Below are 19,545 nucleotides of genomic sequence, written 5' to 3'. Positions count from 1 at the left end.
GTGTGATCCGGTATGCAGAATGTCTGCATACATATCAGGCCACGGGTTATCAGCCGAACTAAAGAGGGGCAAGCGCAACGGGCGTGTCCCCCTCTCCCCTTGTGGGAGAGGGTGGCGAGCATCGTCAGATGCGAGCCGGGTGAGGGGGCTCCTATCAGTCGAGAGTTCACCCCTCACCCGCCTTCGCTTCGCTCAGGCACCCTCTCCCACAAGGGGAGAGGGAAGGAACTAATTCACCAGCACCGCGCCGTCGCAGCGGATGCCGTTGACCCAGACATCCGCCTGTCCGAGGCCGACACCGAGGGTCTGCAACACCGAGTTGAGCAGCGTGTCGATCGAGCCGGTCGCGCCGCCGATAATGCTGGCCACCAGCGCGCCGATGCCGGGGATCGGCAGGCCGAGCGGCCCGAGCTGCACGCCGAGTTGCAGATCACCCAGAAGGCTCGACGTCAGCGATGCGGTGAACGACGTGGTGTTCACCGTCTTCTTGGTGCGCGCCTGAATGTCCGCGTAGCTGAAGTTCACGCTGGTCGGCGATGTGTTGGCCATGGTGGCATGCGCCCGGCCTGATACCTGGATGATCCCGAGGTTGACGATATTGGCTGGCGGCGGATTCGGCTTGGTGGAGAAATTCGTCATCATGGCCGGCGTCACGTCGCCGATCCACGCGTCCACAATGCCGGGCGAGACGCCGAGCGTCACCGTTGACGTATTGACGTTGGGATAGCCGCACGACACCGCGTTGAGCGTCGCGGTGCCCGCTGCGATCTCGACATAGACCGGAAGGTTGACCACCGACACTGCGCCCGAGCCGACCAGTTGGATCTTGAGCAGGATACGCGTCTGCGCGGTGTGGACGCTGGCGCCCGCGGCGCCCACGGTGATCCAGCTCGTGCCCACCGGGCGCTCGCCCACCGTCGCCAGCAAGGTCACGCCCGCGATGCCGGGCAGCGACAGGTTCACATTCGCCGCGATCTGGTTGGTGCCGTTGGCGAGCGCCGCCGCGGCCGAGAGCAGATCGAGCGCCGACACGCTCGCGCCGACCTTTGGCTTCTGCCCGACGGTGAGACTCGAATACGGCCCGACGTTGATCAGCGAGGCCGGCGTAATCCGCGTGGTCAGACCCGATAGCGACGATGAGATGCTGGAGAGCGCCGTGATCGCGCCGCTGTTGCCAGCGGCTGCAGTCTGCAGCGCCGCCACGATGTCGGTCACCTTCAGGTTGCTGCTCAGCAGCGCCTCGTAGGTGACGCCGGTCAGGTTCGCGCGCGTCGCCAGCGCGGGGAGGAAATCGAACGCATCGATGTTCGCGTTGAGCAGCGCGTTGTAGTCCATCGCCGAGAGCGAGAGCGTGGTGCCGAGCATGCCGCCGAGCAGCGCGTTCAGCAGCCCGCCATTGAGCGAGACCAGCCGCGAGCCGATGGCGAAGGTCGCAAGCTGCGTGGTGCTGGCGATGGCGGTGGCCTTGAGATTCCATTGGCTGTCGCCGGTCAACACCTTGCCGAAATACAGCGGCGTTTTGGTTTTCAGCGAAACACGCACCGCATTGGCGGGTGTCGCGCCCGCGACGAAGCGCTGCTGCGGCGCGAGAGACGCCTTCGCCGTGTAAACACCGGGTTCGACAGCCACGAGCGACTCCGGGGGATAGTTGTTTTTGGCGACGGTCGCCGCAGCAGCGCGGGACGCATTGGGGAGGTCGCTTGCAGCGACAATGGCCGCAAGATCGGCAGCGCTCTGGGTCCGGCGCTTGTCGGCGAAGATGGTGCCGACATCGACGCCCAGTGCCGTACAGGCGATGATCATCAGAAGGCTTGCCGCGCCCATGATCGCGATGTTGCCGCGTTCGTCGGCGGCGAAGCGGCGGAGCAGCCTAGGTTCAAAACCCTGAAACTCATGGTGAGGACGAAGTCCCTCCGCGATGACAATCTGCCCCCTCACCCCGCTGGGGAGAGGGGTGGGGTGAGGGGCAATGGATGTCTCAAGAAGACTTCCGAACCCCCTCACCCGCTCGCATTCGCTCGCGACCTCTCCCCGCTGGGGAGAAGTGAAGCAGCGCGCTCTAATACCGCGCAACATCTTCAGTACCCTCCGCGCGGGATCGCGGCCGAGCGCACGATGGTCGGGGACGGTGCCGGAACGAATGTCGGCAGCGAATAGATGAACATGCTGGAGGCGTCGTAGTTGACCGTGACGACGAACACATTTGCATCGGAGCCCGATGTCGCGGCGTTGACGGTCAGATGCGCCGGATTGATCAGCGGATACGAATTGACGTTGCCGGTGATGTAGCTGTTGGCGAGCGTGCTGCGCTCGCTTTCATTCAGTCCGGCGACCGAAGACCGCGCGGCTTCGGCCGCCAGTTGCTGCACGCCGTGAATGACCGCGAGATACGAGCCGTACATGATGATCCCGAACACGATCATCAGGAACACCGGCGCGATCATCGCGAATTCGACCGCGATGGCGCCGTCGCGCGCGGCGAGAAATTTTCCGGCAGTGGTTTTGCGGGCCCGTTTCATGACAGGCATTTGCGCACACAACTTTTAAGAGCATGATAATTCACAAAACAACTATCAGGTGTATTATGTTCCGGCCGCGCCATGTGAAATCGCGTACCGGCGACCATGCGTCGCGATGCGTTCCGAACGAGGCCGGAAGCTGATAGGCTCTGCTCCTAACAAAGAAACTTGCTCCTTGCCGGAAGGAACGTCCCTTGAATATTCAACGCCCTCGCCCGAATGTCGCGACACCGAACGATCTCGATGCTTTCTGGATGCCGTTTACGGCCAACCGGGCGTTCAAGGCCCGGCCGCGCATGCTCGCCGGCGCCAAGGACATGCATTATTTCACCACCGACGGCCGCAACATTCTCGACGGCGCGGCGGGCATGTGGTGCAGCAACGCGGGCCACAGCCGCGATCCGATCGTGAGCGCGATCCAGAAGCAGGCCGCGACCCTCGACTATGCGCCGCCGTTCCAGTTCGGCCATCCGCAGGCCTTCGAGCTTGCCAGCCGCATCGCCGCGCTGGCGCCGAAGGGCCTGGAGCATGTGTTCTTCTGCAACTCCGGTTCGGAAGCGGTCGATACCGCGCTGAAGGTGGCGCTCGCCTATCACAACGGCCGCGGTGAAGCCGGCCGCACCCGGCTGATCGGCCGCGAGCGCGGCTATCACGGCGTCGGCTTCGGCGGCATTTCCGTCGGCGGCATGGTCAACAACCGCAAGATGTTCGGCACGCTGCTGACCGGCGTCGATCATCTGCCGAGCACTTATGACCGCGAAAAGCAGGCCTTCACCAAGGGCGAGCCGGAGTATGGCGCGCATTTCGCCGACGAGCTTGAGCGCATCGCCGGCATCCACGGCCCCGGCACCATCGCCGCCGTCATCGTCGAGCCGATGGCCGGATCGACCGGCGTGCTGGCCACGCCGAAGGGCTATCTCAAGCGGCTGCGCGAGATCTGCGACAAACACGGCATCCTGCTGATCTTCGATGAGGTCATCACCGGCTATGGCCGCCTCGGCTATGCCTTCGCGGCAGAGCGCTACGGCGTGCTGCCCGACATGATCACCTTCGCCAAGGGCGTCACCAACGGCGCCGTGCCGATGGGCGGCGTCCTGGTCCGCGACGCGATCTACGATTCCTTCATGAAGGGCCCGGACCACGTCATCGAGTTGTTCCACGGCTACACCTACTCGGCGCATCCGCTGGCCTGCGCGGCCGGTCTTGCCACCCTCGACGTCTATCGCGACGAAGGCCTGTTCGAACGCGCCAAGGCGCTGGAGCCGAAATGGGCGGACGCGGTGATGGAGCTGCGCAAGGAGCCGAACGTGGTGGACATCCGCACCGTCGGCATCACTGCGGGTATTGACCTTGCGCCCAACAAGGACGGCCCCGGCAAGCGCGGCTTCGAGGCGCTCGACTCGGCGTTCCACGACCACGACCTGATGATCCGGGTGGCCGGCGATACCCTCTGTCTGACCCCGCCCCTGATCATCTCGGAAAGCCAGGTCGGCGAGATCATGGACAAGATCGCCAAGGTGATCCGCGCGGTCGCGTGAGGTTTGTTGTCATGGCCGGGTTTATCCCGGCCATCCCGACTTCTGAGACGATGGACTCGCGTATCGAGCAGCACCCTGAATTAAGGCAACCTTCGAGGCTGCCTTAACAATTTCGCGCCGAATCAAACTTGATGCTAAGCTCAGCCCCGTTCGGGGTTGGGCAGGCTTCATGATCCGCATATCGACGATTTTCATCGCCATCTGCATGGTGCTGATCGCAGCGTCGCTGGGCCTGATGCTGTATTCGCTGGCGGGACTCAGCGTCTCCGAATCCGCCATCGTCGCGCTAACGGCGCTGACCTTCCTGATCCTCTACAACGCAGTGTCGATGCGGCTGCGCGACCGCACCGACGTCGGCAGCCAGATCGCCGACCTGTCGCGCGGCACCGCGGACCTCGCGCGGCAAGTCGCCGAGTTCGGACGCCGCATGAGCGCCATCGAGACGCGCCTCTCGGCGACCGACGCCAACGGACAGGAACGCATCCAGACCGTGGCCAGCGAAATCAGCGAACTCGGATCGCTGGTCAAGCACCTCGCTTCGTCCGTCGCAGCCCATGACGAGATTCTCGCGAACGCCGCCAGCACTGTCCGGCAAGTTGCCGAACCGGCCGCCGTGGCGAACGAAACACCGCCGGCGTCCGCGCCTGCTGCGAACACTCCGCTCGATACCCCTGCGGCAAACGCCGACGCACCTGCGGCCGAAGCACCGCTGCCGCCTGCGCATCACACCAATGCCCAGCTTCTCGTCGCGGTGAGAAACGCCATCGAAGCCAACCGCATCGATCTGTTCCTGCAGCCGATGGTGACGCTGCCCCAGCGCAAGGTGCGGTTCTACGAGGCCGTGGCCCGGCTGCGCGACGACAAGGAGCAGTTGCTGACCGCGAATGATTTCGTCGGCACGGCGGAAGCCGCCGGCCTGATGGGTCAGATCGACCACACGGTGATGCTTCGTTGTGTGCAGGTGCTGCGGCGGCTGATGGTGCGCTCGAAGGACGTCGGCGTATTCTGCAACGTCTCTGGCGCGACGCTGAGCAATCCGTCGGTGTTCGGCCAGTGCCTCGATTTTCTCGAAGCCAACAGAATCCTGGCGCCGTCGCTGGTTCTCGAATTCAAGCAAGGCACGTTCCGCCATCTCGGCCCGGTGGAGAGCGAGCATCTCGCGGCGCTGCAGAGGCTCGGCTACGGCTTCTCGATCGACAACGTCACCGATCTGCGGCTCGATCCGCGCGAACTCGCCGACCGCGGCGTCAAGTTCATCAAGGTCCCGGCGGCGATGCTGCTCGACCAGAAGCAACTCTCGACCGCCGACATTCACGCTGCCGACCTGTCCGATCTGCTCGGGCGCTTCGGGATCGATCTCGTGGCGGAGCGGATCGAAGGCGAACGCGCCGTGGTCGACCTGCTGGACTATGATGTGCGCTTCGGCCAGGGCTTCCTGTTCGCGCCGCCGCGCCCGCTGCGGCCGGAGGGCGCAACCACCCCCACGGAACCCGCCACATCGGCGGCTTCGACGGTTGACGCACCGGCCCGAAAAGAAGAAAAAGCCGACGCCAAATTCGACGCGAGAGCCGAGGCTCCCCGCGTCACCGGCAATGCCGCGCTGGCGCGCCGAGCGTCCGCGCAGAAATAGCCTCCGCACAGAAGTGATCCGTTTCCATGACTCTGCCTGACGTTACTGCCTTGCGTTTCGCCGATCGTTTGCGCGACCTCACCACCGGGGTGGACGTCATTCTCAGCGACGTCTGGGGCGTGATCCACGACGGCGTTCATGGATTTCCCGAGGCCTGCAAGGCGCTGCAATCGTTCCGCGCGCAGGGCGGCACGGTCATCATGATCACCAACGCGCCGCGCCCGGCCGACTCCGTGCAGCGCCAGTTGCGCAAGATGGAGATTTCAGACGAAACCTACGACGCCATCGTGTCGTCGGGTGACCTGACACGCAGCTTCGTGGCGTCGCGTCTCGAACAGCCGTTGCTGCAAATCGGACCGGAGCGCGACAACCCGATGTTCCGCGGTCTCGACGTCAAGTTCACGACACTCGAGAACGCCGAGTACATTGTCTGCACCGGTCCTTACGACGACGAGGTCGAGACCGAGGAAAATTATCGCGGCATGATGGAAGAGGCGCTCAAGCGCAATCTCACCTTCGTCTGCGCCAACCCGGACATGGTGGTCGAACGCGGACATCGCCTGATCACCTGCGCGGGCGCCATCGCCGAGCTCTATCGCAGCCTCGGCGGCGAGGTGATCTTCTACGGCAAGCCGCACCGGCCGATCTACGACCGCGCGCTTGAACTCGCCGCGGAAAAGCGCGGCGGCACGACGCCAGCCAATCGCATTCTCGCGATCGGGGATTCCGTGCGCACCGATCTCACCGGCGCAAACCTGATGGGACTGGATTGCCTGTTCCTGACCCGGGGTATCCACGCGGTCGACTTCGAAGGTCTCGACGTGGCCGACGAATTCTCGGTGCGCCGGCTGTTCGGTGATGCAAAGCCACCGCTCGCGCTGATGCAGGATTTGAAGTGGTAGGGCGCTAGACGCGATCCGCGCTTAAGTGGTCGCGCGCGATTTCTCATCACGTCGTCCCCGCGAAGGCGGGGACCCATAACCACCGGCTCCTCGTTTTTAGCGAGGTGGTTAGATAGAACTCTAAAAATCCAACTCAGGAAGTATGGGTCCCCGCCTTCGCGGGGACGACATCGTGTTTTCAGGCGCGCTTCACGTCTCCGGACCACCAAAGCTCCCAAACGCAAAATGCCCGGCGCGAGGCCGGGCATTGAAATTCTGCGGATGCGACGCGGCGGTTACGCCGGCACGTTGTCCGGGAACACCGCCTCGATCTTGGTCTTGAGCGTCGCGGCGTTGAACGGCTTGACGATGTAATTGTTCACGCCGGCCTTCTTGGCGGCGATCACATTCTCCGTCTTCGATTCAGCCGTGATCATGATGAAGGGCGTGGTGGCGAGGTTCGGGTCGCTGCGCACTTCCTTGAGCAGATCGTATCCGGTCATCGGCTCCATATTCCAGTCGGAGATCACGAGGCCGTACTTCTTGCCGCGCATCTTGTTCAAAGCTGCGGAGCCGTCGCTGGCGTCATCGATATTCTCGAAACCAAGTTGCTTGAGCAGATTGCGGATAATTCGGATCATCGTGTTGTAGTCATCCACAACCAGAACCGGCATCGACAAATCCATGGCCATCGCTGATTTTCTCCCTCGAACGCAGCAACCGGCGTGCGTTATCAACCACTTTGCGGATGTCTTCTGACATCGCAGTCGGGGCGAACCTAGCATCGGCTGCTTAAACAGCCCGTTAATCCGGCGGGCGGGGAATACCTTCAAGTTGCGCCCAAAGGGCCCGGGCCGGCGGCTTGACTTCGCTCCCGGGCCGGGGTCAGGTCCGGGCCGATTTCTCCAATGACTTCCTGCCGGACCTCATGACGACACGCTTTTCCGTCATTCGCGACACCACGCCCGCCAGCGCAATCACCAAGGGCGCGGTGGTGGCGATGGGCAACTTCGATGGCGTCCATCTTGGCCATCGGGTGGTGATTTCCGCGGCCATCGACATGGCCCGCAAGCACGGCAAGCCGGCTTACGCGGTGACGTTCGAGCCGCATCCGCGCAGTTTTTTCAGCCCCAACACCCCGCAGTTCAGGCTGAGCGACGAAGCCGAGAAACTGCGATTGCTCGCCGGGACCGGCCTCGACGGCGCGGTGGTGATGACGTTCGACGGCACCCGCGCCGGCACCAGCGCTCAGGATTTCATTAACCACGATCTCATCGGCCGGCTCGGAATCAGCGGCATCTCGGTCGGATACGATTTTCATTTCGGCAAGGGCCGCGCCGGATCGCCGTCGCTGCTCGCCTCCGAAGCGCCACGGCTCGGCATCGAGGTCCACATCCAGTCGCACGTCGACATTCTGGATCGCCCGGTGTCCTCCAGCGCGATCCGCATGGCGCTGGCCGAGGGCCAGGTGACCGAGGCGACCGCCATGCTGGGCGAACCGTGGTTCATTTCCAGCAAGGTGATCCACGGCGAGAAGCGCGGCCGCGATCTCGGCTATCCCACCGCCAACATCCGCCTCGACAAGCATTGCGGCCTCAAGCACGGCATCTATGCGGTGCGGGCCGGCATCGGCCAAGGAAAAGATAGAGTGCGGATCGATGGCGTCGCCTCGTTCGGCCGCCGCCCGACCTTCGACAACGGCGCGCCGCTGCTGGAAGTGTTCCTGTTCGACTTCAAGGGCGACCTTTACGGCCAGCGGCCGGATGTCGCATTCATCGGCTTCATCCGCGACGAGCTGAAATTCGACGGCATCGACGCGCTGGTGCGCCAGATGGACGACGACAGCGCAAAAGCCCGCGCCATGCTGGCGGCGGCGCCGGATGCTTTCCCGAAGCTCGGAATTGTCACGGATTGAGCGGCTTGCGGGCCTTTCCGATGCCACCCATGCCTGCTATCTAGGCCCCATGTTGGCGCAGCGCACCACAATAGGCATTAGCGGCCCGGCTTCCGTCTGAGCACCATGCTCGGCGCAAGACCGGGATCGATTTCATCGCTGCACATTTCGTCGTGCAAGCCAGCGCCATTCGAGCCAAGCCAGAGCATTCATGTCCGACAAGCCCCAAAAGTCCGTTGCCCCCAAAGCCGACGGCAACGATTACTCCAGCACCCTCTATTTGCCGCAGACGGACTTCCCGATGCGCGCGGGCCTGCCCCAGCGCGAACCGGAAATTCTGGCGCGCTGGAACGCCATCGACCTGTACGGGAAGCTGCGCGAGACCGCCAAGGACCGCGCGAAATTCGTGCTGCACGACGGCCCGCCCTACGCCAACGGCAACATCCATATCGGCCACGCGCTCAACAAGATCCTCAAGGACGTGGTGACCCGCAGCCAGCAGATGCTCGGCTTCGATTCCAATTACGTGCCGGGCTGGGACTGCCACGGCCTGCCGATCGAATGGAAGATCGAGGAACAGTACCGCGCCAAGGGCAAGAACAAGGACGCGGTGCCGATCGTCGAATTCCGCCAGGAGTGCCGGGCGTTCGCGCAGAAGTGGGTCGACATCCAGCGCGAGGAATTCAAGCGCCTCGGCGTGGTCGGCGACTGGTCACATCCCTACACCACGATGAGCTTCCCGGCCGAGGCGCAGATCGCGCGCGAGCTGATGAAGTTCGCCGCCAACGGCACGCTGTATCGCGGCTCCAAGCCCGTGATGTGGAGCGTGGTCGAAAAGACCGCGCTCGCCGAAGCCGAAATCGAGTACGAGGACTACACCTCGGACATGGTCTGGGTGAAGTTTCCGGTGAACGCGGCACACGGCCGTCTCGCCAAGGCCTCGGTGGTGATCTGGACCACCACGCCATGGACGCTGCCCGGCAACCGCGCCATCAGCTTCTCGCCGAAAATTACCTATGGCCTCTACAAGATCACCGACGCGCCCGCCGACAACTGGGCGAAGACCGGCGATCTGCTAATCCTCGCCGACAAGCTCGCCGAGGAAGTCTTCAAGCAGGCCCGCGTCACGTCGTATGAAAAAGCCGGCGATGTGTCGGCCGACATTCTCGATGCGATCGAGTGCAGCCATCCGCTGAAGGGAACGGCCGGCGGTTATGAGTTCACCGTGCCGCTGCTCGCCGGCGATCACGTCACCGACGATACCGGCACCGGCTTTGTGCACACCGCACCCGGCCACGGCCGCGAGGACTTCGACATCTGGACCGCGAACGCGCGCGAACTGGAAGCACGCGGCATCAGCTCGGTCATCCCCTACACCGTCGACGCCGACGGCGCGTTTACCGAACAGGCGCCCGGCTTCACCGGCAAGCGCGTGCTCAATGACAAGGGCGAAAAGGGCGATGCCAACGAAACCGTCATCAAGGCGCTGGCCGAGCGCGGCATGCTGCTCGCGCGCTCGCGCCTCAAGCATCAGTACCCGCATTCGTGGCGCTCAAAGAAGCCGGTGATCTATCGCAACACGCCGCAATGGTTCATCGCGATGGACAAGGACATCTCGGACAGCGGCAAGGCGAAGCCCGGCGACACGCTGCGCGCCCGCGCGTTGCAGGCGATCAGCGTCACGCGCTGGGTGCCCGAACAGGGCCAGAACCGCATCACCGGCATGATCTCGGGCCGCCCGGACTGGGTGATCTCGCGACAGCGGGCGTGGGGCGTGCCGATCACAGTCTTTGTGCGCGAAAAGGGCGACGGCTCGGCTGAAATTCTTCAGGACGAGGCCGTCAACAAGCGCATCGCCGATGCGTTTGAAAAGGAAGGCGCCGACGCCTGGTACGTCGATGGCGCACGCGAGCGCTTCCTCGGATCGCGCGCCAACGAGGAATGGAAGAAGGTCGACGACATCTGCGACGTCTGGTTCGACTCGGGCTCGACGCACGCCTTCGTGCTCGACGACCCGGTGCATTTCCCCGGCCTCGCCGGCATCAAGCGCAAGGTCGATGGCGGCAAAGACACCGTCATGTATCTCGAAGGAAGCGACCAGCATCGCGGCTGGTTTCATTCTTCGCTGCTGGAGAGCTGCGGCACTCGCGGCCGCGCGCCCTACGACGTGGTGCTGACCCACGGCTTTACGCTCGACGAGAACGGCCGCAAGATGTCGAAGTCGCTCGGCAACACCACCGAGCCTCAGAAAGTCATCAAGGATTCCGGCGCGGATATTCTGCGGCTGTGGGTCTGCGCCACCGACTATGCCGATGACCAGCGCATCGGACCGGAAATCCTCAAGAACACCATCGAGACCTACCGCAAGCTGCGCAACACGCTGCGCTGGATGCTCGGCACGCTGCATCACTTCAAGCGCAGCGACGCCGTCTCCTACAGCGAGATGCCGGAGCTTGAGCGGCTGATGCTGCATCGCCTGTCCGAGGTCGATGCCATCGTTCGTCCGGCCTATGCGAACTTCGACTACAAGACGGTGATCGCGACGCTGGCGAATTTCATGAACACCGAACTGTCGGCGTTCTATTTCGACATCCGCAAGGACACGCTGTACTGCGATCCGCCGTCGTCGCTCGCCCGCAAGGCCGCGCTGACCACCGTGGACATTCTCTGCGACGCGATCCTGAAATGGCTCGCGCCCGCCATCAGCTTCACCACTGATGAGGCTTGGCAGATGTATCGTCCCGATGCCGAACCGTCGGTGCACCTCACCACCTTCCGCGACGACCTCGACCGTTTCGGTAATGAAGCTCTTGCGAAAAAGTGGGAGACCATCCGCGACGTCCGCCGTGTGGTCACCGGCGCGCTGGAAGTCGAGCGCGCCGCCAAGCGCATCGGCTCGTCGCTGGAAGCCTCGCCGCTGGTTTACGTCTCCGACAAGGCGGTATTCGCCACCCTGTTCGATATCGATCTGGCGGAAGTCTGCATCACCTCCAATGCCATGGTCACCAACGAGGAGGCGCCCGCAGGGGCGTTCACGCTCGGCGATGTGCCCGGCGTCGCGGTCGTGGTCGAAAAGGCCGTCGGCACCAAGTGCGCGCGGTCGTGGAAAATCCTGCCGACCGTCGGCGACGATCCGGACTATCCCGACGTGTCGCCCCGCGATGCACAGGCACTGCGGGAATGGAAGGCGCTGGGGGTCGGCTAGCAATGTCCCCCCTCCTCCGCTCCGGATTGATCGCCGCCGCCGTAGCCCTCGTGCTCGATCAGGCGTCGAAACTCTGGCTGCTGAACGTGTTCGAACTCGGCCCGCGCGGCAGCGTGCCGGTGACGCCGTTCTTCGATCTGGTACTCGCCTGGAATACCGGCATCAGCTACGGCTGGTTCCAGGATGCCGGCCCGGTCGGCCAGGCCATCCTGCTGGCGTTCAAGGCCGCCGCAATCATTGTGCTGGGCATCTGGATGGCGAAATCCGGCACCCGCCTTGCGGTGATTGGCCTCGGGCTCATCATCGGCGGCGCCATCGGCAACGCCATCGACCGGCTGGCCTACGGCGCGGTGGTCGATTTCGCGCTGTTTCACGTCCAGATCGGCGGTAAAACCTACAACTGGTACGTGTTTAACCTTGCGGACGTGGCCATCGTTGCCGGGGTTGCCGCCCTCCTGTATGACTCCTTTGTAACCCCGGATGCCGCAAAAAGGCCCCGATAACCGGGGATACGCTTGGCTCTCGCCATCTGGTTTTCGGCCATTTGGCTCCCGGCAATCTGGCTTGCGGCGCAACGGTTTGCGGCGATATGGCCAAGTCCTTGGACAACGGATCAGGATGAACGCAATGACGGGCGGCATCGGTTCAGGTTTGCACCTTTCATCGCGCCCCGCGACGCGCGCGCTTCGGGTCGCCGCCATTCTGCTTGGCGTCGGTCTGGTGCTGGGCGCAGGCCCGGTTCGCGCCCAGGATGCGGACGAGGACGACGGCAAGACGTTCGAAGAAAAGCTGATGGACAACCTGATGAGCGGCCTCGGCGGCAAGAAGCTCGAGGACGGCTCCATCGAGTACCGCGAGCGCTCGCCGCTGGTGGTGCCCTCCAAGATCGATCTTCCTCCGCCGCAGACAGGCAAGTCGAAGCTGGCGCCGAACTGGCCGAAGGATCCGGACATTGCCGAGCGCGCAGCCGCGCGCGAACGGGCCAAGCAGAAGCGCAAGACCCCTGAAGAAGAACGCATGCCGCTGATGCCGAACGAACTCGCGCAGCGGACGCCGAAGAGCAAGGGCGCACAGGATACATCGTCCCCCGGCAACAACAATTCCAACTCCCCGCTGATGATGATGCCGTCGCAGCTCGGATACGTCGGCGGGCTGTTCTCCAATCCGTTCGGCAGCAAGACCACGGAAACCGAGAAATTCGTCTCAGAGCCCGAGCGCAGCGAACTCACGCAGCCTCCGAGCGGTTACCAGACCCCGTCGTCGAACTACGCCTATGGCGTCGGCCAGTTGAAGGCACCAAAGGAAAAGTGCGACGCCGCCAGCGGCCGTTGCGAAAAGATCTGGGATTGATAGCCCCGGCCGCGCCATCACGCTGATGGCTGCTGCTCCATAATCGCGATCCGCCATCGTACGATCGCTCAAGTGGCGATCGTTTCAGGTCCCGCAGCGTCGCCTCTCGCGGATTTGAATGTCTCCCGGGCGATAAATCTGCGATCCGGTAGAACACCATGACAGCTTTCCGCCTCTCCCTTGTCCGCGCTGCCGCAGCGCTTGGCCTTTTGCTCGCGCCGGCCGCGGCTCACACCGCAATGGCGCAAACCGCGACGGCGCCGGCGACCTTCACGCTCGGCAACGGCCTTCACGTCGTGGTCATCCCCGATCGCCGCACGCCGGTGGTCACGCAGATGATGTGGTACAAGGTCGGCTCGGCCGACGAGACGCCGGGCAAGTCAGGCTTGGCGCATTTTCTCGAACACCTGATGTTCAAGGGCACCGCCGCGCATCCGGCCGGCGAGTTCTCTCAACTCATCTCGCGCATCGGCGGCAACGAGAACGCCTTCACCTCCTACGACTACACCGCCTATTACCAGCGCGTGTCGCGCGACAAGCTCGCGACCATGATGGAATTCGAGGCCGACCGCATGACCGGCCTCATTCTCAAGGATGAAAACGTGCTGCCGGAGCGCGACGTGGTGCTCGAAGAGTACAACATGCGCGTCGGCAACAGCCCCGATGCGCGGCTGACCGAGCAGATCATGGCGGCGCTGTACCTCAACCATCCCTATGGCCGTCCGGTGATCGGCTGGCGCCAGGAAATCGAGAAGCTGAACCGCGAGGACGCGCTCGCCTTCTACAAGCGCTTCTACGCGCCCAACAACGCAACCCTTGTGATCGCCGGCGATGTCAGCGTGGACGAGGTTCGCCCGATGGTCGAGGCCGCCTACGGCAAGATCCCGCCGCAGCCCGCGATCCCACCGCAGCGGATCAGGCCGCAGGAACCCACGCCTGCCGGGCCGCGTACGGTGACGCTGGCCGATCCGCGCGTCGAACAGCCGAGCGTGCGCCGCTACTATCTCGTACCGTCTTCGGTCACCGCTGCGCCTGCGCAAGGCGCCGCGCTCGAAGTGCTGGCGCAATTGATGGGCACCGGCAGCAATTCGCTGCTGTATCGCGCGCTGGTGGTGGACAAGCCGCTCGCGGTCAGCGCCGGCGCCTGGTACCAGGGCACGGGCGTCGATCCGACCCAGTTCGGAATCTCCGCGTCGCCGAAACCGGGCGTGGAATTTCCGCAGGTCGAGCAGGCGATCGATGACGTGATCGCCAAGCTGGCGCAGAGCCCAGTGCCGGCCGAAGAACTCGAACGCGTCAAGACCCAGATGATCGCTCAGGCGATCTACGCGCAGGACAGCCAGACCACGCTGGCGCGCTGGTACGGCGCGGCGATCACCGTCGGCCTCAGCGTCGACGATGTCCGGGCGTGGCCCGACCGCATCCGCGCCGTCACTGCCGAACGGGTGCGCGAGGCAGCGCAGACATGGCTCGACAAGAAGCGATCCGCCACCGGCTACCTGATCAAGGAACCGGCGGCGACAAGCGCGAAGCGCGAGGAGAAACGTTCGTGATCGTCACTCGCCGCCAACTTCCGTCTCTCGCCGCCGCTTTTCTCGCTGCCGCCACGTCGCTTGCGGCATCTGTGACCCCGGCGTCCGCCGCCGCCAAGGTTCAGCGCGTGGTGTCGCCCGGCGGCATCGAAGCCTGGTTCGTGCAGGACGCGACCGTCCCGCTGGTCGCGATGGAATATGCCTTCGCCGGCGGCTCGTCGCAGGACCCAGCCGACAAGCCCGGCGTCGGATCGTTCACCGCCAACATGCTCGATGAAGGCGCCGCAGATCTGGATTCGAAGGCGTTTCATGAACGCCTCGAGCGCCGCGCCATCGAGATGAATTTTTCGGTGACCCGCGACTACCTGCGCGGCTCGATGCGCATGCTGAAGGAAAACAGCGGCGAGGCCTTCGGCCTGCTGAAACTAGCCCTGACCGCCGCGCGGTTCGACAACGAGCCGCTGGAGCGCGTCCGCGCGCAGATGCTGTCGAGCGCGCGCCGCGAGACCACCAATCCGGTGTCCATCGCTGGCCGCAAATTCTGGGAACAGGCCTACGGCACGCATCCCTATGCGCGCCCGCCGAACGGCACACTCGAAAGCCTTCCGGCGATCCAGTCCGCCGACCTGAAGGATTATGCGAAGCGCGTGATCGCCAGGGACGCACTGAAGATCGCGGTTGTCGGCGACATCACGCCCGAAGCGCTCGGCAAGCTGCTCGACGACACGTTCGGTGTGCTGCCCGCCAAGGGCAATCTCACGCCGGTCCCTGCGGTGGAAGCCGCCAAGCCGCCGCAGCAGGCGACGGCCATCTTGGATGTGCCGCAGACCTCGGTTAACTTCGGCGGGCCGGGCATTGCGCGCAACGATCCCGACTTCATGGCCGCCTACATCGTCAATCACATTCTCGGCGGCGGCACGCTGTCGACGCGGCTCTACAAGGAGGTCCGCGAAAAGCGCGGGCTGGTCTATTCGGTGTCGGAATCCCTGATCTGGATGAAGAAGTCGTCGCTGTTCGCAGGCTCCACCGCCACCCGCGCCGACAAGGCGAAGGAGACGCTCGACACCATCGCCAGCGAAATCGCGCGCATGGGCAATGAAGGCCCGATGCAGAAAGAACTGGATGAGGCCAAGTCCTATCTCAAGGGCTCGCAGATGCTGGCGCTCGACACCTCGTCGAAATTCGCCAGCGCGCTGCTGCAGTACCAGCTTGACGATCTCGGCATCGACTATATCGAAAAGCGTAACGCCATCGTCGATGCGGTCACGCTGGAAGATACCAAGCGCGTCGCCAAGCGGATCTGGGGCCAAGGTCTCCTGAGTGTCAGTGTCGGCCGCGCAGCACAGGCGGCGGCGCCACCGGCAACCGGCGTCGCGCCGAAGGCGAACTAGCCATCGACTCATCGGCGCGCAGCACGTTGCGACGGAGCTAGTGATGCTCCGCCAGATTGATCGCGAGCGCCAGAGCGCCCACCAGAATCAGGCTCGCGGCCCATATCGCATCGAGATTGAACCAGCTCCGTGATACGAATCTGAGTCCCAGATAGCGATAGACAAGCCATGCACACAATCCGCCGGCCGCAATCATCGCAGCCGTGTGGACAAGGGTGACCAGCACCGCCGTGCCGAGATTGGCGCCGATCAGAACGCTTGTCGCTGTGTGGCCGCTGTCGGTCTCAGTGACGCGGCAGAGCCCGAGATAGATCGGAACCAGCATCAGCCCCGCGCCGTGCGCAATCGCGACGACGAAGGACCAGAGCCCGAGTTGCGTCGGCCGTATCCGCGCCAGCGTCCGTGGATGACGCCGGTTGACGAGCCGGAAAATACCGAACGCAATTACCAGGAGACTTGCGCCGATCTGGATCTGACGTTGCCATGTGATCAAAGCAGCAAGCAGTGCAAACGGAAGAACGATCAACAGCACAGCCAACAGATGGCCGATCGAAAGCGGCCATAGCGCCGCGATCAGGGCGCGGGGGCTTTTGTCCATGAGCCCGGCAGAGACGGCCAATGGCCAGCCCATGCCGGGATTCACGCCGTGATAGATGCCGCTCACGACAACAGCCAGCCAAAGTCCAGCAGGTGTCCAGTCAGCAGCACTCAAAGCTGGTGTCCTGAATCCGAAGTTCGCATCACACTAGACCGACGGATAGCAGAATGAATCCGTCGAACAGTCGCCGCCATCAAGCCGGATCTGATGCGCGCGGTAGCCGTCGGGGAAGCTCAGCCAGTAATCCTTTGCGAGTTCGAGACCGCCGCCCGGTTTCACATTGGCCATCACCTCGGCACCCGGAATACCGTCGGGATAGAATTGATCATCCCAAGTCGAATAGAGCGAGTTGGTCCAGTACACGCGCTTGCCGTCGCGGCTGATCTCGACCATCTGCGGGCCGCCGGCATACACCTTGCCGTTGGGATGCGGCGCGCGGCGCGCGATGCCGCCGATATGCACGGAGCCCGCAAGCTTCGGCTTCCTTGGGTCGCTGACATCGTACTGACGCATCTCGCCCGTTCCCCAGCACGACACATAGAGAAACCTGTCGTCCATGGAGAGGTCGATGTCCGAGACCAGCGGCGGCACTGCGCCAAAGCCCTGCAGCAGCGGCGGAAGCTTTTCCTTGGGCGCTGGTTCAGCCGGAATCGTCGCCGTCTTTTCGATGTGAAATTGTCCGCCCTCGCGCCACCAGGTCCAGATCGAACCTTCGAGATTGGTGGTATCGACCACGACGCCAAGGAAACCGTACTCGCGAACGGGATCATGCGCAGGCCGGACTTCGAGCGCCATTTGATGGTTGGCGCCAAGATCGATGGTCTGAACGTTGCGCCGGGCCCGAAGATCCCAGAAGTGGATTCGATGGCCATACTTGTTGGACAACAGGTCCTCGGCCACGATTCCATTTTCGAACTGCGGCGGCAGTCCCCACTCGCTGGTGACCATGTAATCGCGCGGCAGATTCCACCAGAAATCATAGTGCAGCGTCTGGGGTCCGCGATCGATCTCCCAGCGCCCGAGAACATCAAAGGTCTCGCAGTCCATGATGAAAACGCCGGGCGGCCCATTGGTGCCGTCCTTGCCGCCACCGCCCAGCGTGCTGACGTAAATGCCTTCCGGCCCGCAGTGAACGGTGTGAGGCCGCGAGTAACCTGTCTTTTTGAAAATCTCTTCGGGCTCGATGATCTTGTGAATCTTCGCCTTGGTCGGATCAGGCTTGGTATCCACGATGTAAATGCGCGAGGACCGGATTCCGGGGATAATCAGATAGCGCCGCTCGACGAACGCATGACCCGTGAGCGGCGATAAAGCGGACGAGCAGGCGTTCCAACCGAAATGATGAAACTCGTCGCCCTTGTTCGGCATCGTCACCGTATGGACGACCTGACTGTAGCTGGGCGAGCCCGGCTTCACGTCGATCACAGCGAGCGCATCGGGCTTCGAGAAATCAGGACTGAGCAGCAGCGTATAGGCAAAGTTTTCGGGGGGAGCTTCCATCGCAAGCTTCGGTGATGCGTGAAAGGTCGGATCGGGCCTCATCGTCATCGCACTACCTCCCTGTGTCGACCCGCAATGCCACACGGCATGCGGAAGCGAGTTTGCAGAAAGTGCAGAAAGAGAATGACCTGTTGAGCGCTTGGCGAGCAGCCGGCCCGCCGGCGGGCACCTTAGCACCGCACGCCCGAAAAAGAAGATCGCGACGAGCAGGAAAATGTTCCCGTTCCTCGCGTTCACGAACGAGCGCGTATGATGTTCCGCTGGCCGCTACTTGAACAGCGGCGTGCCGGGCACGAAGGCGTCGAACGCCGCCCAGAACTGCTGCCGGTAGCGATCCTGTTCCTGCAGAATTTCGTGCTTGGAGCCCGCGATCACCAGATGCGATCCGGCGCGCAGGTGGTAGGCGAATTCCTCGATGGCGGCTGTCGAGACGATGGTGTCGCTGCTCGCGGCCATCATCAGGATAGGCTGCCTGATCTGCGACGGATAACGCGCCTCGCGGAATTCAACGATCGCCCGGAATGCGCTGTCGGCCCACGCCACCGTCGGCGACGCGATGCCGAGCGTCGGGTCTTCCTCGTAGATCGCCGCGTTGCGCGCATAGCGCACCGGATCCGACGTCAGCGGATTGTTGGCGAAGCTCGCGGTGCCGGTGAGTTCGCCATTGCCGCCCGGAACATACTTGCCGCCCATCCCCATCCAGCGCAGCGTGCGCACCAGGATGCGCGTCGGCAATTTGGTGGCGTAGCCCGGCAGGTCGATCATCGGCGCGGACAGCACGATGCGGTCGAACCAGCGCTTGCCGGAATGCGCGACCCGCAGCAGCACAGCGCCGCCCATCGAATGCGCCAGCGCGTAATATGGCGGCGGACAGTCCGGCAGCATCACCTGCTGCACGAAGGTTTCGACATCGACCTCGAAGTCGGAGAACCTGTGGACATAGCCCTTGCGGGGATCGCGCAGTTGCCGCGAGGAATGTCCCTGCCCGCGCCAGTCGATCATCGCCACAGCGAAGCCGCGCTCGCGCAGTTCGCGCACGGTCTCGAAATATTTCTCGATGCTCTCGCCGCGCCCGGTGAAGACGCAGACCGTGCCCTTGCGGTTGGCCGGCGGCTGCCAGCGCGCGAAGCGCAACTCCGCGCCATCGGGCGTCTTGATGGTGCCGGAGACAACATTGTCGGGAACGGGATTGGCAGGAATGGAGACGAGCGTCATTAGGGGGCCGATCAGCCAAAAGGAAACATCAAATTCGGGAGGGATATTGCGGACAAAAAGAGGGGTCGGGAACCCTCTTGAACGTCACGAGGCCCCTCCCATATCAGTTTCGTGCAGGCCAGTTAAGGCTGCACGCAGAACGAAAACCCGGCCCAATGGCGGGTTGTCTGCTCTTTGCAAAAGAGTGGCGCGTTGTGCATGCGAGACGGTCTTAAGGGGACGTTGCTCACGCGAGCATGGCCCGGATCAAGTCCGTCCCGCCTGAAAACGCGCCGGTCGCTCACTTGGAGGA

15 protein-coding genes are annotated in these 19,545 nt (G+C 63.5%); 9 read left to right on the top strand and 6 right to left on the bottom strand.

What is annotated here, in order from left to right; translation table 11 throughout:
• Positions 1-228 precede the first annotated feature (228 nt).
• Both YH63_RS11085 and YH63_RS11080 read right to left on the bottom strand, forming a co-directional pair.
• Positions 229-2,076, bottom strand: a complete 1,848-nt coding sequence (locus YH63_RS11085; protein WP_349642968.1) for a TadG family pilus assembly protein — start codon at positions 2,074-2,076, stop codon at positions 229-231.
• 2 nt (positions 2,077-2,078) lie between these two features.
• Positions 2,079-2,519, bottom strand: coding sequence for a TadE/TadG family type IV pilus assembly protein (locus tag YH63_RS11080; RefSeq protein ID WP_046827557.1), 441 nt, complete (start codon positions 2,517-2,519; stop codon positions 2,079-2,081).
• A gap of 254 nt (positions 2,520-2,773) precedes the next feature.
• Between YH63_RS11080 and YH63_RS11075 the strand changes: the two genes are divergently transcribed.
• The 3 genes from YH63_RS11075 (at position 2,774) to YH63_RS11065 (ending at position 6,589) form a co-directional block, all read left to right on the top strand.
• Complete coding sequence (locus tag YH63_RS11075) at positions 2,774-4,057, top strand: aspartate aminotransferase family protein (RefSeq protein ID WP_433995116.1); 1,284 nt, start codon at positions 2,774-2,776, stop codon at positions 4,055-4,057.
• Positions 4,058-4,226: 169 nt separating this feature from the next.
• Positions 4,227-5,687, top strand: coding sequence for an EAL domain-containing protein (locus YH63_RS11070; protein ID WP_046827559.1), 1,461 nt, complete (start codon positions 4,227-4,229; stop codon positions 5,685-5,687).
• A 26-nt stretch (positions 5,688-5,713) separates the two neighbouring features.
• Positions 5,714-6,589, top strand: a complete 876-nt coding sequence (locus YH63_RS11065) for a TIGR01459 family HAD-type hydrolase (protein WP_046827560.1) — start codon at positions 5,714-5,716, stop codon at positions 6,587-6,589.
• Positions 6,590-6,864: 275 nt separating this feature from the next.
• Here the strand turns inward: YH63_RS11065 and YH63_RS11060 are convergent, their stop codons facing one another.
• Positions 6,865-7,260: a response regulator gene (locus tag YH63_RS11060; RefSeq protein ID WP_002713246.1), complete on the bottom strand. Its 396-nt coding sequence runs from the start codon at positions 7,258-7,260 to the stop codon at positions 6,865-6,867.
• Positions 7,261-7,496: 236 nt separating this feature from the next.
• On the opposite strand from YH63_RS11060, the gene YH63_RS11055 reads away from it, so the two are divergent.
• The 6 genes from YH63_RS11055 (at position 7,497) to YH63_RS11030 (ending at position 15,940) form a co-directional block, all read left to right on the top strand.
• Entirely contained in the window at positions 7,497-8,483 is a 987-nt protein-coding gene (locus YH63_RS11055; RefSeq protein ID WP_046827561.1) for a bifunctional riboflavin kinase/FAD synthetase, read from the top strand.
• Positions 8,484-8,673: 190 nt separating this feature from the next.
• Positions 8,674-11,667: an isoleucine--tRNA ligase gene (gene ileS / locus YH63_RS11050; RefSeq protein WP_046827562.1), complete on the top strand. Its 2,994-nt coding sequence runs from the start codon at positions 8,674-8,676 to the stop codon at positions 11,665-11,667.
• 2 nt (positions 11,668-11,669) lie between these two features.
• The gene (gene lspA, locus YH63_RS11045) at positions 11,670-12,170 is read left to right on the top strand and encodes a signal peptidase II (protein ID WP_046827563.1); all 501 of its coding nucleotides are present in this window, start codon (positions 11,670-11,672) and stop codon (positions 12,168-12,170) included.
• Positions 12,171-12,294: 124 nt separating this feature from the next.
• Positions 12,295-13,017 carry a hypothetical protein gene (locus tag YH63_RS11040; RefSeq protein WP_046829589.1) on the top strand — a complete coding sequence of 241 codons (723 nt, stop codon included), beginning with the start codon at positions 12,295-12,297 and terminating at the stop codon, positions 13,015-13,017.
• 158 nt (positions 13,018-13,175) lie between these two features.
• Entirely contained in the window at positions 13,176-14,570 is a 1,395-nt protein-coding gene (locus YH63_RS11035) for a M16 family metallopeptidase (protein ID WP_046827564.1), read from the top strand.
• Positions 14,567-15,940: a M16 family metallopeptidase gene (locus YH63_RS11030; protein ID WP_046827565.1), complete on the top strand. Its 1,374-nt coding sequence runs from the start codon at positions 14,567-14,569 to the stop codon at positions 15,938-15,940. The genes YH63_RS11035 and YH63_RS11030 overlap by 4 nt, the downstream gene beginning before the upstream one ends.
• A 37-nt stretch (positions 15,941-15,977) precedes the next feature.
• Here YH63_RS11030 and YH63_RS11025 read toward each other — a convergent pair whose 3' ends face one another.
• From YH63_RS11025 to YH63_RS11015, 3 genes are all read right to left on the bottom strand, one after another.
• Positions 15,978-16,652, bottom strand: a complete 675-nt coding sequence (locus YH63_RS11025) for a hypothetical protein (RefSeq protein ID WP_046827566.1) — start codon at positions 16,650-16,652, stop codon at positions 15,978-15,980.
• Between the two features lie 33 nt (positions 16,653-16,685).
• Positions 16,686-18,086: a selenium-binding protein SBP56-related protein gene (locus tag YH63_RS11020; RefSeq protein ID WP_046827567.1), complete on the bottom strand. Its 1,401-nt coding sequence runs from the start codon at positions 18,084-18,086 to the stop codon at positions 16,686-16,688.
• Between the two features lie 219 nt (positions 18,087-18,305).
• On the bottom strand, positions 18,306-19,253 hold the full coding sequence (locus YH63_RS11015; protein ID WP_046827568.1) for an alpha/beta fold hydrolase: 948 nt from the start codon (positions 19,251-19,253) through the stop codon (positions 18,306-18,308).
• Positions 19,254-19,545: the final 292 nt, after the last annotated feature.

Origin of the sequence: Afipia massiliensis, from assembly GCF_001006325.2 — a bacterium.
Classification (GTDB): domain Bacteria; phylum Pseudomonadota; class Alphaproteobacteria; order Rhizobiales; family Xanthobacteraceae; genus Afipia; species Afipia massiliensis_A.
The sequence above is the reverse complement of the archived record's forward strand: the minus strand, read 5'-3'. Positions and strand labels throughout refer to the sequence as shown.

Coding starts and splice junctions, on each gene's coding strand:
- YH63_RS11085 (WP_349642968.1), bottom strand. CDS start 2,076: ATGTTGCGCGGTATTAGAGCGCGCTGCTTCACTTCTCCCCAGCGGGGA.
- YH63_RS11080 (WP_046827557.1), bottom strand. CDS start 2,519: ATGAAACGGGCCCGCAAAACCACTGCCGGAAAATTTCTCGCCGCGCGC.
- YH63_RS11075 (WP_433995116.1), top strand. CDS start 2,774: ATGCCGTTTACGGCCAACCGGGCGTTCAAGGCCCGGCCGCGCATGCTC.
- YH63_RS11070 (WP_046827559.1), top strand. CDS start 4,227: ATGATCCGCATATCGACGATTTTCATCGCCATCTGCATGGTGCTGATC.
- YH63_RS11065 (WP_046827560.1), top strand. CDS start 5,714: ATGACTCTGCCTGACGTTACTGCCTTGCGTTTCGCCGATCGTTTGCGC.
- YH63_RS11060 (WP_002713246.1), bottom strand. CDS start 7,260: ATGGCCATGGATTTGTCGATGCCGGTTCTGGTTGTGGATGACTACAAC.
- YH63_RS11055 (WP_046827561.1), top strand. CDS start 7,497: ATGACGACACGCTTTTCCGTCATTCGCGACACCACGCCCGCCAGCGCA.
- ileS (WP_046827562.1), top strand. CDS start 8,674: ATGTCCGACAAGCCCCAAAAGTCCGTTGCCCCCAAAGCCGACGGCAAC.
- lspA (WP_046827563.1), top strand. CDS start 11,670: ATGTCCCCCCTCCTCCGCTCCGGATTGATCGCCGCCGCCGTAGCCCTC.
- YH63_RS11040 (WP_046829589.1), top strand. CDS start 12,295: ATGACGGGCGGCATCGGTTCAGGTTTGCACCTTTCATCGCGCCCCGCG.
- YH63_RS11035 (WP_046827564.1), top strand. CDS start 13,176: ATGACAGCTTTCCGCCTCTCCCTTGTCCGCGCTGCCGCAGCGCTTGGC.
- YH63_RS11020 (WP_046827567.1), bottom strand. CDS start 18,086: ATGACGATGAGGCCCGATCCGACCTTTCACGCATCACCGAAGCTTGCG.
- YH63_RS11015 (WP_046827568.1), bottom strand. CDS start 19,253: ATGACGCTCGTCTCCATTCCTGCCAATCCCGTTCCCGACAATGTTGTC.